The sequence below is a fragment of the Shinella sp. GW821-FHT11G07 genome (genome assembly GCF_058808115.1).
On record NZ_JBXARJ010000012.1, the window covers coordinates 1 to 12473 of the forward strand.

Consider the following 12473-nt stretch of genomic DNA (forward strand, 5'->3'; position numbering starts at 1 on the left):
TGGGGTGTCGAGGCGCTCGCCGGTGAAGTGACGGTTCCCGCCTGGAAGGAAAAGCCGAGCTGGTATCTCGTCGCCACCGAAGACCACATGATCCCGGTCGACGCCCAGCGCGGCATGGCAAAGCGTGCCGGTGCCACCACCGTCGACCAGGCCGGCAGCCACGCCGTCTATGTCTCCCAACCCCAGGCCGTCGCCAAGATCATCGAGGATGCGGCGAACGGCGTGAAGTAATTCGACACAGGTCGATGACGACAGGCAAAGCCCCCGGAGGTGGAAACATCCGGGGGCTTTTCGTTCAGAATGACGCGAGCGCCATGCCGAGGGCGCCGAGAACGACGCCAAGGCCGAGCGCGAACCACGTGCGATAGCCGGCAAGCCACATCGAAGCGAGTTTGCCCATCGACAGGCCCTGGCCGCCGATCTGGGCCATCAGGGTCAGCATGTCGGAGCAGATCCATTCCTCGGCAATCTTTCCGTCGGCGATGCGGTAGATCTCGGTGCTCTCGTAGTCGACCTTCTTGCCGGTCGGCTGGATGCCGAGGAACTCACCGTCATGGGTGCCGGTAATGCGCAGCCGGACGGCAACCTTGTCCTCGGCGGCGAAGATATCCTCGATCCTCACCTGGAGGTCAGGAAAAGCGGAAAAGAGCAGTGCGGCGTGCTTGCGCCAGGTTGCGGTTCCCTTTTTCTGATAGGGCACGCCGGCAATGTTGATGAGAAAGTCCGGCGGCATCAGATCGACGACCGCATCCGCGTCCTTGCGGCCGAGCGCCGCAAAGGCCGTCCGCATCAGCGCGATGTTGGATTGAGGGGTGGAAAGCGGTATCGTCATGCGAAGCTCCTAAATCGAGAAGTGCACATCGCGATATAATGAATAATATACATAATGACAATGATACATCATCTGCGCCAAATGAGATCGCCTTGGCGCGTCTCTTCCTGGTGACGGTGATCCTGTCGGACGACATGAAGCGCGGCCTGGAAGAGCGCGGCCTGACCCGGGCACGGGCCTCCGCGCTCTGGGCAATCTCGCACCGGGACACCATTACCCAGCGCGAACTTGCCGATGCGCTGAAGGTCACACCCCGCAACGTCACCACGCTCATCGACGGCCTGGAAAAGACCGGTTTCGTAAAACGGAGAGATCATCCGAACGACCGGCGCGCGATCCTGCTCGATCTCACCTCAGCCGGCGTAGAAATCACCGACCGATTGAAGCGGGAGACAGGCGAACTCGCAAAGGCGCTTTTCCAGGGCATAAGCCCCACAAAGCTGGAAGAGTTCACCGGAACTCTCGACCTCGTCATCGGGCGTCTGGAAAAGCTCGTCGCGCAATCGTCGACGCAGACCTGACGGAAAGCCGGTGGTCATGCGGATCCCCCTGTTCCGCCTTGGCCCCGCCGAAGATGCCAGAGCCCTCAGGCCAGCATGTCGGCAAGACGCCGTGCGGACCCGAGCGCGAGCGTCCAGCCGAGCATGCCATGTCCCGCGTTGACGTAGACGCCGCGGATTTTTCGTGAGGGGGCGATGAGCGGGTGGGAGGATGGTGTCATCGGACGCTCGCCAGACCAGTGCTGCGCCCATTCCGCCTGGTCGAAACAACCGGGCATCACGGCACGCGCCGTCTCCCGCAGAATTGCGAAGCGATCCTGCGCAAAGCCCGAGCCGGGCGTCACGATATCAGCAAGGCCCGCGACGCGGAACCGATCGCCGATCGCCGCGAAGGCGAGCTTGCGCTTCACATCCGTCAGGCTGACGCGGGGCGCGCCCTGCTGCCAGGGCACGGTCAGGGAATAGCCGGCGACGGGCTGGACCGCCCGCGCTTCCGGCAGGGCCGCAGTAAGGGTGCGGATCAGCGGGCCGGCCGTAACGACCGCGACATCAACCCGCAGCGGCTCGCAATCCGCAAACCGGACAGCCGAAAGGCGCCCGGCATGCTGCTCGAACCCGACAACCCTTCTTCCGAAAGCCATCGAGACGGCATATCTGTGGGCCGCAAAGTCCGTCAATTGCCGGCAGAATGCCGCTGCATCGCCGAGCGCATCGTCCGGGGCATAGACGGCGCCTGCGATCTCGCCCTGATAGGTTTTGAGGGCCGGCTCCACGGCCTCAGCCTCGGCCCTGGACAGGATGCGCTGGTCAAGGCCCATCTGCCGCTTGCGTTCAACGGTCGGGCAGGCCGCGGCAAAGCTCGGTGCATCCGGATAGAGATGCAGCTTGCCGGCGACACGGTAGTCGAAAGCCAGGCCCGCCTCCGTCAGAAGCATCGCCATTTCCCGCCGGGATTCATCGGCAAGCCGAAGTATGTCGCTGGTGTTCTTCCACCAGCGCCGCGACGGCGCATGGCTGAGAAACCTTAGACCCCAGAGCAAGAAATCCGCATCGAGCCGCAAACGGACCCGAAACGCCGGATCACGCTGCGTCAGGATGGCCGGCAGATGCCGCAACAAGGCAGGTGAGGCCATGGCATCGCCATAGGCCCAGGACAACTGGCCGGCATTGGCCGCACTTGCCCCCCTGCCCGGCGCCGCCTCCGCATCAATCAAAGTGACGCGATGGCCGGCCCGCGCTAGCAGATAGGCCGAAGAAACGCCGACCACGCCGGCCCCGATAACGGCGATGTGCATCGCGTCAGCCCTCCGCATCGCCAAGAAGCGCTGTCAGCTCGATCTCTACCGGCACGCCGCGCGGCAGCGAACCAACACCCACCGCGAGGCGGGCATGCGGCCAGCAGGTCGGGAAAATCTCCCGCAGCAATTCCGATGCGCCATCGACCACCGCCCCGTGCTGCGTAAAGTCGGGCGTTGCGGCCACATAGCCGGCAAGCCGCACAAATCCCTTCACCCGGTCGAGCCTCCCGGCGATCCGCTCCAGTTGCGCCAGCGCATTGAGAAGCGCCCAGCGGGCGCATTCTCGCCCGTCTTCGAGCGATACACCGTTTCCCAGATGGCCCGTTCGGAGAACGGTCTTGTCCTTCAAGGCCACCTGGCCGGATACCGTCACGGTATCGCCGACCCTGACCGCGCCGACAAAAGCACCGGGCGGCACGGCCGCCTCGGGCAGGGCAAGGCCGAGTACGGCAAGACGCGCCCGCACCCGGCAGGTTGTTTTCTCAAGCGTATCCTTCACCTCGCGCGCGGCGGTCCGCGCCACGAACGTGCGGAAGATCGCGCGATCGAAATCCGTCAGGCGATATTCGGGATGCCATTGAATGCCGAGACAAAAGCCCGGCGTTTCCCCTTCGAAGGCCTCGATGACCCCGTCCCGGGCACGGGCAGTGACGCGGAACCGGCCGACACCGGTCAGGGCATGCTGATGCAGGCTGTTCACCTTGGCCGAGCCACCGCCGAGCACGTCGGCAAGCACGCTCCCCGGCTCCACCGATATTTCGTGGGCAATGCGATCCGCCACCGCGCTCGGCATGTGGTCGACGGTTTCAGCCGGCAGGCTCCGTGCAAACGTGCCGCCCAGCCATTCGCCGATGAGCTGCATGCCGTGGCAGATGCCGAGGAGAGGCTTTCCGGTATTGACCGCGTGTTCGACGAGCTTCAATTCGAACGACCGCCTTTCGGCCACCCCTTCGGCACCGGGTGTCGTGCCCGTGATCAGCACGCCATCGGCGAGATCAAGTGCTGCCGCGAGCGCATGTGTTTCATAGGGAAGGATCAGCGGCACACCACCCGCCTCGCTGATCGCCTCTGCATAGTTGGCCCTCACCGCATAGGTCCTCTCGGTCGGAATGCCGGCCGGATCGTCTATATCCGGCGTCATGAGGATGACGGCGCGCCGGGTCGGGCGGCCTTCATGGGAAGGAATCGTCATTGTCTTGTCTTTCAATGGAAGTTAGCGGGCCGCGGACGGCGCGAGGCGCTTGGAAAGAAGCGAAAAGGGCCAGGCGATCAGGAAGTAGCAGACGCCCACCGCGACATAGATCTGCAACGGCAGGAAATATTCCGTCGCCATGGCGCGGCCCGTCAGCACCAGTTCGTCCACCGTGATCAGCGATGCGAGGGAGGAATCCTTCAACAGCGAAACGAAGGTGACGATGAGCGGGGCGATGCTGATGCGCACCACTTGCGGCAATACGATCAGCGTAAAGCTCTGGTAGGGCGTGAAACCGACGGCAAGCGCCGCTTCACGCTGGCCGGCGGGGATCGCCATCAGGCCGGCGCGGAACAGTTCCGCCACCTGCGCGGCGAAGGCGAGCGCCAATCCAAGGATGGCCGCGGTGAAAGCGTCGAACGTGATGCCGATCCCCGGCAGTCCGAAATAGAGCAGGAAGAGAATGGCCAGAAGCGGCACACCGCGCACGGCCGTGACGTAGAACACCACGCCCCGCTCGAGCGCCCGCCACCGTGTGGTGCGGCAGAGCGCCAACAGAAGCCCGAACACCAGCGAGAGAGCAAACGCCGAGACCGAAAGCAACGCCGTCTTGCCCATCGATTCCAGAAGAAGCGGCAGCCATTCGCCGGCATGGTCGATATAGGGCTGGATGAATCTGGTCATGCCTTCAGCCTTCCGTACCGGGTTTCGAGAACACGGATCGCCTGCATCAAAGGCAGGGCGAGCGCGAGGTAAAGCACGGCGACCATGGTGTAGATCAGCGTGGTCTGGAAAGACGAAGTCACCAGCGAGCGAGCGTAGAACATGATCTCTGGCGCCGCGATGGCGGAAACGATCGATGTGTCCTTCAGAAGCTGCACAGCATAGTTTCCAAGCGACGGCAGCGCGAGGCGCATGGCTTGCGGGGTGAGGATATCGAGGATCGTCTGGGTGGGCGTGAAGCCGACGGCGAGTGCTGCCTCGGCCTGGCCTTTCGGCAGGGCCGCAAAGCCCGCCCGGAGCAGATCGCAGGTGACAGCCCCGCCGATCAGCCCCAGGCCGAGGATCCCGGCGGTAATGGATGAAAGCCGAAACCCGATGCTGGCCAGCCCGAAATAGAGGATGAACAGATGGGTCAGCGCTGGGATGTTGCGCATGATCTCGCAGTAGACATCGATCAGGGCGTGCAGCGCGCGGCGCTTTCCGAACTGCCGCACGAGGGCGAGGCCAAAGCCGAGGGATACGCTCAGAAACAAGGACACCAGCGTGACGACGACGGTGACGCCAGCCCCGGTGAGAAGCCCTTCCAAGATCAGGATGAAGGTCGATGGTTCGGTCATGGCATGCCCCTCAATGCCGGATCTGGCGGAGGAAAGCCTGGGTTCTCGGCTCACGTGGAGAGAGGATCAACTCACACGCCGGTCCCTGTTCGACGATCCTGCCTCCATCCAGGAACAGCACCCGGTCGGCGATGTCGCGGGCAAAGGCGATCTCATGCGTGACGATCAGCATGGTGCGGCCTTCGGCGGCGAGTTCCTCCATCACCTTCAGCACTTCATGCACCAGTTCTGGGTCGAGCGCCGAAGTCGGCTCGTCGAACAGCATCAGCTTAGGTTTCTGGGCAAGTGCGCGGGCGATGGCGACGCGTTGCTGCTGGCCGCCGGAAAGCTCCAGCGGAGACGCATCGGCACGATGGGTCATGTGCACCTTCGCGAGCATGTCGAGCGCCAGCTCCCGCGCCTCCCGTGCCGACAGTCCCCGCACCTTGCGCGCGGCGATCGCGACGTTCTCCGTGACGGAGAGATGCGGCCAGAGATTGAAGAGCTGGAAGACCATGCCCATTTCGGCCCGCTGCGGCGCAAGCTGCCGGTCGTTCATCGGCCGATCGAGGCGAACGCCGATCCGCTCGCCATCGAGATGGATTTCGCCGGCACTTGGTTTTTCCAAAAAATTTAGACAGCGCAGGCAGGTCGACTTGCCCGACCCGGAGGGGCCGATCAGGGCGATCTTTTCGCCCGCAGCCACGTCGAAGTCGATGCCCTTCAGCACCTCGACCGGACCATAGCTCTTCGTCAGGCCCGTCACGCTCAGCAGCGGGTTCATGGCATTCCCCTTTATGATTGAGAGAGCGTCGGGCGGCGGCCACGCTGTGGCAACCGCCCGGATCGCACATCAGCCGCCGGCAGCGCAGGATGGCAGCTTGTAATCCGCCGCGCGGTCGACGCCAGCCCGGAAATTCTCGCCGGCCGGCGTGTACCAGACATCGGCGGAGAGGCCGTAGCGCTCGCCGATCGCCTTCATCTCACAGGTCTTCCACATCTCGGCGATGATGCCGTCCACCTTCTGGCGCAGGTCGTCGTTCTTCTTGTTGAAGCCGTAGACCACCTGCCCGAGGCCCGTCAGCAGGGGGAAGTCGGAGCTCGTATCGGTGAAGGCGAGGAAATGCATGTTCCAGTCCGGGTTCTGCTTGATCGCATAGGATACGACCGGCGGATCACCGATGACGGCATCGACACGACCGGCGATCAGGTCGCGCACGGCGGCATCGGATGTGTCGTAAAGCGAGAGCTCCAGGCCCGAAATCTTCTTCAGCTCCGGCACGAAGGAAAAGCCGGTGATCGTGCCGACCTTCTTGCCTTCGAGATCCGACAGCTTGTCCCAGTTCGTCCCGGAGGACTGCATGATGCCGTTCTTGAAGTAATGGATCGGTTCGGAAAGGCTCATGATCTGCGTGCGCTTTTCCGTCCAGCCCATCGTGCCCAGCATCACGTCGACGCGACCCGCCTCGACCGATGCGATGGTACCGGACCATTCCATCAGCGCAGGCTGGATCTGGAGGCCGAGCTTTTCGGCCACCTTCTGCATGATCTCGCCGTCATAGCCGATCAGCTTGCCGTCCTGCCAGCCGGAGCCGGGCATGTCGCCGGTGAAGGCGACCGTCAGTTTACCCTGTTCGGCGAGCTCAAAGGCCTGCGTCGTGGAGGAAAATAGCGAAAAGCTCCCGCCTGCCAGCAGCGCGCACACCACCAGCCTTCTCGAAAGAGAAAGTGTCATCTGTTCGATCCTTGAAGTTATTGGTTCCCCTGACCGGCCACGTTCGCGGACCGGTGTTGCATTCAACGCAAAGGATGTTGCCACTGATGGGACTTGCTGGATTTTAAAAAACGGACTTTTTCTTTGAAAAATGACACGGGCCATTCATAGTAGCCACGAAAGGGGCGCAAATGGCTGTACAGGACGATTTTGCACGCACGGAGACCGAGGCCGACTACATCAACTGGCTGGATAGCCTCTGGACGGAGAGGCTGCTGGCGGCGCGCGACCGCAAACCGGACATTTCCGTCGGCATTCTTCTGTGGCCGACCTTTCCGATGATGTCGCTGACCGGCGTCGTCGAACCGCTCCGCCATGCGGCGGATTTCGCGGACAATTCCCGCCCGCTCCATTGCCGCTGGTCGATCATGGGCAAACCAGGCGACGCGACTGTAGCGAGTTGCGGCATCCGCATCCACGCCGACGCGCCCTACATCAACCCTACCGACTTCGACTATATCGTCGTGATCGGCGGTCTGCTTCCACATCTCCAGGCGGCCCCGGCCTCGCACCGCGACTACCTCCGCGTCGCCGCTTCCGCCGGTGTTCCCATCATCGGCGCCTGCACCGGCTCCTTCGTCCTTGCCCAGGAGGGATTGCTTATGGGGCGCAGGGCCGCCATCCACCCCTTCCATGCGGAGGATTTCCGGGTGGCGTTTCCACGCCAGCCTTTTTCAACCCGGGACGATTTTCTCGCCGAAGACGGCCGCATCACCGTGCCGGGGGGCGTATCGGTGCTTTCCCTGATGACCGAGCTCATCCGCAAGCACTGCGGTCCGGACCGCGCGGCGAAGGCCGTCTACCAGCTCTCGCTGACCGACCAGAAGACGATGAGCGCCTTCGACCACGAACGCGCCTCCGCGTTCCGACATGTCGGGGATGCCCGCGTGCAAAGAGCCATCGTGCTGATCGAGAGCCGCAAGGGCCGGGACGTATCGCCCGAGCGCATCGCCGGTACGATCGGCCTGTCGCCGCGCCAGTTCATACGCCTGTTCCAGGCGCATATCGGCATGACGCCGAAACATTTCATTCTGGAGACAAGGCTGCGCTACGTGCGCTTCCTGCTCGACAACAGCGTGCTGCCCGTCACCGCGATCGCCCATGAAACGGGCTTTTCCGATTCAGCGCATCTCGCAACGGCATTCCGCAAAAAGTACCAAAGCTCACCGAGTGAGTTCCGACACCGTCGCCGATGAAACCGTCCGGACAGGGCTTCGCTCTGACTTGAAGCCCCGTCCACTTTTGGCGATTTATCGGCCGGCCTGGAATTCCGCCATGCGACGGATGAGGAAGTAGCCGACCGTTGCGCCGGCATCCTGCAGGCCAACCGTCTTTTGCTGGAATGCAGCCGCCTTGCCGTGTTGCGCAACCAGGGACTTCGTGGCTTCCAGCGCCTGCTCGGCGGCCTGCGCCGTTGCCGCCAGCGCATCGGAGAGGGTCGCGCCGCTTGCCGCCTGTGCCTCCAGCGTCACCGCAATGGGGTCGAGCACATCGAGCAGCGTCTTGTCGCCGACCTTGGCCTTGCCGCGCTCGGCCACGCCATCGCGGAAGGCGCGCCAGAAAGCACCGATCTCCGCCGTCCCAAGTGCGTCCTTGCCCTCGACGGCCTTGCTGGCGCGCAGGAAACCGGTCGCCGTCAACGTGCCCATGGTGGAGGGTGCCGTACGCGCCATCGTCGCGCCTGCGGTGCGCAGGAGCTTGGAAATGCCGGCCTCCGCGCCTTCCGCGTCGAGTGCCTCTGCGGCGGCGGCGAAGGCCTTGCTCATGGTAATGCCGAGGTCGCTGTCGCCCACCTTGCCGTCGAGCGCGATGAGGAACTCGCGCTGTTCGGCAAAAAGTTCCTTCCAGCTCTTGAAGAGATCGATCAGGCCGGCTGCGTTCAATGTCTGCATGGTCATGCCGTCACCCGACTACGTGCTGGAAGAATGGCGTGTTGGCCGGGGCGGCGACGAGGCGATCGAGTTCCTCGTCGAGATGCAAGATCGAAATCGAGGCGCCCGCCATTTCCATCGACGTGGCAAACTCGCCGATCCAGACATGCTTGGCCGTGACACCACGCGCTTCGAGAAGCTGCGAGACGCGGCGGAAGAGGATGTAGAGCTCTTCCAGCGGCGTACCGCCGAGACCGTTCATCAGCACGGCTACGGTGTCGCCCTGCTTGTACTCCGTTTCCGCAAAGATGCGGTCCATCATCTCGTCGACGACGGCATCTGCAGGCGCCAGCTTCTTGCGGCTGATACCGGGCTCGCCATGGATGCCCATGCCGATTTCCATCTCGTCTTCGCCGATCGAGAAGGTGGCATGGCCGATTTCCGGAACGACACAGCTCGAAAGGGCAACGCCCATGGTGCGGGTGCGCAGCCGCGCCTTGTCGGCAAGGCGCGTGACCTCGTCGAGCGAAAGGCCTTCGGCAGCAGCCGCGCCGGCAGCCTTGTAGATGAAGAAGATGCCGGCGACGCCGCGGCGCTTGTGTTCTTCGCCGACCACCGAGGAGGCAACGTCGTCATTGCCGACGACCTGCTTGACCGCGATGCCGTCGAGATCGGCCAGTTCCGCCGCCATGTCGAAATTGATGATGTCGCCGGTGTAGTTGCCGTAGATGTACAGGACGCCGGCGCCCTGATCGATATGCTTGGTCACCTGGTACATCTGTTCGGCGCTGGGCGACTGGAAGACGCCGCCGACCGCAGCACCGTCAAGCATGCCATCGCCGACAAAGCCGAGGAACGTCGGCAGATGGCCGGAACCGCCACCGGTGGCGATGCCGACTTTGCCGGGCTTGGTCTTCGCCGTGACGAGGCAGCGCAGGTCGCCGGCCGTGTAGGTTACGGCCGGATGCGCCTTGTAGATGCCTTCCAGCATTTCGTCGACGAAACTGACGGGATCGTTCAGGAACTTCTTCATGGGTTTTCTCCGGGAATGGATGGTTATTTCTTGCGCTGGCCTGTGACGAAGAAGGCGGCGGCCAACAGGATGAAGCTGCCGACGACAAGCCGTTGCCACGTACTGGGAATACCGACCATGACGAGCACGCTGTTGATGACGACGATTAGGAGCACGCCGAGAACCGTGCCGAGAACCGTGCCCGTGCCGCCGGTGATGCGCGCCCCCCCGAGCACGACGGCGGCAATCACGTTGATTTCCGTGCCGACCAGATCGAAGGGATTGGCCTGGCGATTGGCGCAGACATGGATGATGCCGGCCAGGCCCGCGAGCGCGCCCGCATAGCCGAACAGGAAGACATGCACGGTGCGCAGGCTGTAGCCGAGGCGGCTTGCGATATCGGCATTGCCGCCGACGGCGAAGATGGCGCGCCCCATGAGGGTGCGATTGAGGATCCACCAGGTCACACCCGCCGCAATGGGCAGGACGAAGAAGTAGAACGGCAGCGTGATAAGTGCGCCATTGGTAGCTTCGATCTGGAACAGCGGCATACGGCCGAAGGCGCCCATCTGCGGCGGCAGCGACATGATCCAGACCGTGCCGATGAAGGAAAGCAGGAAGCCGCGGAAGAGATACTGCGTGCCGATCGTGACGATCAGCGACGGCACCTTCAGGTGATGGACGAGCAGGCCGTTGATGATGCCGAGCGCCGCGCCCCCGAACATCGCCATGAGGATGACGACGGCGATCGGCAGGTTGGGCAGGTAGGTTTGCACCAGCACGGTCATGGAATACATGGTGAAGGCCGCGATCGCCGTGAAGGATACGTCGATGCCGCCCGCGGCCAGGATGATGAAGACGCCGAGCGCGAAAAGCCCCATGACCACGCTCGCGCGGCCGATGTCGATGAGGGTCGACGGCTGCAGGAAAGCCGGGTTCACGATCGTGACGATCACGCAGATGGCGACCAGAAGCGTGAAGGTGATGGTTTCCGGGCGCCGGCGCACGAGTTCGCCAAGGCTGAAGGAACGAGACTGCGCCGCGGCCCCGTGAAGGTCTTCGGTCCGTGAAGCGCTCATTGCACAGTCTCCTTCATGGTGGTCAGCATCGCCTTGTAAAGCTGGTCTTCGGTCGCCTGCTCCGCATCCATTTCGGCGACCACCCGGCCGCTATTCATGACGAGGATGCGGTCTGCGTTCTGAAGGAGTTCGGGCAGGTCGTCGCTGACGATGACGAGGCCCATGCCTGCTTCGGCAAGCGTCTGGATGACGCGGTAGATGGTATCCTTGGATCCGACGTCGACACCCACGGTCGGACCGTGCAGCACGAGCAGTTTTGGTGCGATGCTCAGCCAGCGACCGATCAGCACGCGCTGTTGGTTGCCGCCGGACAGCGCGCCGACGGGAAGGTCGATATCCCTGGTGTTCAACCGCATCTCTTCGGAAAGGCGGGCAGCAATCCTGCGCCCCTCCTCTCGGTCGACGACGCCGAACGAATTGCTGAGGCGCGCGACGATGAGCGCGATCTCGTTTTCGAAGATCGACTTGTCGAGGAAGAGGCCCTCGGCGAGCCGGTCCTCCGGCACATAGCCGATGCCCTGCTGAATCGCTTCGGCAGGCGAGCGCACGGAGACGGTCTTGCCGTCAAGCGTCAGCACGCCGCCGGTTGCCGGGACGACGCCGGTCAAGGCCATGGCAAGCTCGTTTCGGCCGGAATCGGCAAGGCCTGTAATGCCGAGGATCTCGCCCTTCTTCACGGAAAAGCTGATCTCCCGCACGCCATCGGCGACGAGACGATCCACCTTGAGGCGGTCGACATCAGACGGCTTTCCGGTGCGATAACGCTGCGCATCGATCGACCGGCCGGTCATCAGCTCGGCAAGCTGTTTCTTGCTGTAGGTCTCGATCGGCCCCTGGGCGACGCACTGGCCGTCGCGGAAGACCACGGCATGCCCGCCGATGCGGTAACATTCGTCCAGCTTGTGCGTGACGAACAGCACGGCGACGTTTTCGAAGCGCAACCGCTCGACGACGTGGATGAGATTGTCGACCTCGCGGCGCGTTAGCGACGTGGTCGGCTCGTCCATGATGACGAGCTTGGCGCGGGTCGCAATTGCCCGCGCGATGGCGACGAGCTGACGGGAGGCAAGCGGCAGGTCGGACACGATCGTGTTGAGAAAGGCGCGGTCGGTCGGAAGCCCGACGGCGGCAAGGGCCTTTTCCGCCGTCTCCTTCAGCCTCTTGCGATCGAAAAGGCGCGCCAGCCGGCCATTGGCGCCGACCAGCTGTTCATTCAGCGCGACGTTTTCGGCGACGGTCAGATTGGGCAGCAGCGACAGATCCTGGTAGACGGTCTCTATGCCGGCGGCCAGCGACTGGATCGGCGTCAGCGACGCGAAGGTTTCGCCGCCAAGGACGATTTCTCCGGATGTCGGCGCATGCGCGCCCGACATGATCTTGATGACGGTGCTCTTGCCGCAGCCGTTCTCGCCAAGCAGATGATAGGCCTCACCCGGCTGGAGCGTCAGGTCGATGCCGCGCAGGGCATGGACGCCGCCGAACCATTTCTGGATGTTCCTGAGTTCAAGGAGCGCCGCCGGATGCTGCGCGGGATTTGTCTGTGCCGCCACGGAAATTGTCCTCATGCTGACCGGCACGCTGCCGCGCCGGACGGTT

At 63.4% G+C, this 12473-nt stretch carries 14 protein-coding genes; 3 read left to right on the top strand and 11 right to left on the bottom strand.

The window, feature by feature from the left end; all coding sequences use genetic code 11:
- Positions 1 to 231: alpha/beta fold hydrolase (locus AC1RT2_RS22120; RefSeq protein ID WP_493105365.1), on the top strand; the 231-nt coding region annotated here is incomplete at its 5' end.
- A gap of 64 nt (positions 232 to 295) precedes the next feature.
- Here the strand turns inward: AC1RT2_RS22120 and AC1RT2_RS22125 are convergent.
- Complete coding sequence (locus tag AC1RT2_RS22125; RefSeq protein ID WP_493105367.1) at positions 296 to 832, bottom strand: ester cyclase; 537 nt, start codon at positions 830 to 832, stop codon at positions 296 to 298.
- A gap of 92 nt (positions 833 to 924) precedes the next feature.
- Between AC1RT2_RS22125 and AC1RT2_RS22130 the strand changes: the two genes are divergently transcribed.
- Positions 925 to 1353, top strand: coding sequence for a MarR family winged helix-turn-helix transcriptional regulator (locus tag AC1RT2_RS22130; protein WP_210187420.1), 429 nt, complete (start codon positions 925 to 927; stop codon positions 1351 to 1353).
- 65 nt (positions 1354 to 1418) lie between these two features.
- On the opposite strand, the gene AC1RT2_RS22135 is transcribed toward AC1RT2_RS22130, so the two are convergent.
- The 6 genes from AC1RT2_RS22135 to AC1RT2_RS22160 all read right to left on the bottom strand — a co-directional run bounded on the left by AC1RT2_RS22135 (position 1419) and on the right by AC1RT2_RS22160 (position 6876).
- Positions 1419 to 2627, bottom strand: a complete 1209-nt coding sequence (locus tag AC1RT2_RS22135; RefSeq protein WP_493105369.1) for an FAD-dependent oxidoreductase — start codon at positions 2625 to 2627, stop codon at positions 1419 to 1421.
- Between the two features lie 4 nt (positions 2628 to 2631).
- On the bottom strand, positions 2632 to 3822 hold the full coding sequence (locus AC1RT2_RS22140) for an Atu1372/SO_1960 family protein (RefSeq protein WP_493105371.1): 1191 nt from the start codon (positions 3820 to 3822) through the stop codon (positions 2632 to 2634).
- Positions 3823 to 3843: 21 nt separating this feature from the next.
- A complete protein-coding gene (locus AC1RT2_RS22145; protein WP_493105373.1) occupies positions 3844 to 4506 on the bottom strand; it encodes an amino acid ABC transporter permease in 663 nt (220 codons plus the stop codon).
- Entirely contained in the window at positions 4503 to 5162 is a 660-nt protein-coding gene (locus AC1RT2_RS22150; RefSeq protein ID WP_493105375.1) for an amino acid ABC transporter permease, read from the bottom strand. The genes AC1RT2_RS22145 and AC1RT2_RS22150 overlap by 4 nt, the downstream gene beginning before the upstream one ends.
- 10 nt (positions 5163 to 5172) lie before the next feature.
- Entirely contained in the window at positions 5173 to 5925 is a 753-nt protein-coding gene (locus AC1RT2_RS22155; protein ID WP_493105377.1) for an amino acid ABC transporter ATP-binding protein, read from the bottom strand.
- Positions 5926 to 5994: 69 nt separating this feature from the next.
- Complete coding sequence (locus AC1RT2_RS22160; protein ID WP_493105379.1) at positions 5995 to 6876, bottom strand: ABC transporter substrate-binding protein; 882 nt, start codon at positions 6874 to 6876, stop codon at positions 5995 to 5997.
- Between the two features lie 170 nt (positions 6877 to 7046).
- On the opposite strand from AC1RT2_RS22160, the gene AC1RT2_RS22165 reads away from it, so the two are divergent.
- Entirely contained in the window at positions 7047 to 8111 is a 1065-nt protein-coding gene (locus AC1RT2_RS22165) for a GlxA family transcriptional regulator (protein ID WP_493105381.1), read from the top strand.
- Positions 8112 to 8165: 54 nt separating this feature from the next.
- Here AC1RT2_RS22165 and AC1RT2_RS22170 read toward each other — a convergent pair whose 3' ends face one another.
- The 4 genes from AC1RT2_RS22170 to AC1RT2_RS22185 are packed head-to-tail and all read right to left on the bottom strand — an operon-like array spanning position 8166 to position 12442.
- Positions 8166 to 8813: a dihydroxyacetone kinase family protein gene (locus tag AC1RT2_RS22170; RefSeq protein WP_493105383.1), complete on the bottom strand. Its 648-nt coding sequence runs from the start codon at positions 8811 to 8813 to the stop codon at positions 8166 to 8168.
- A gap of 4 nt (positions 8814 to 8817) precedes the next feature.
- Positions 8818 to 9819 carry a dihydroxyacetone kinase subunit DhaK gene (locus AC1RT2_RS22175; RefSeq protein WP_493105385.1) on the bottom strand — a complete coding sequence of 334 codons (1002 nt, stop codon included), beginning with the start codon at positions 9817 to 9819 and terminating at the stop codon, positions 8818 to 8820.
- Between the two features lie 23 nt (positions 9820 to 9842).
- The gene (locus tag AC1RT2_RS22180) at positions 9843 to 10877 is read right to left on the bottom strand and encodes an ABC transporter permease (RefSeq protein WP_493105387.1); all 1035 of its coding nucleotides are present in this window, start codon (positions 10875 to 10877) and stop codon (positions 9843 to 9845) included.
- A complete protein-coding gene (locus AC1RT2_RS22185; protein ID WP_493105389.1) occupies positions 10874 to 12442 on the bottom strand; it encodes a sugar ABC transporter ATP-binding protein in 1569 nt (522 codons plus the stop codon). The genes AC1RT2_RS22180 and AC1RT2_RS22185 overlap by 4 nt, the downstream gene beginning before the upstream one ends.
- Positions 12443 to 12473 lie beyond the last annotated feature (31 nt).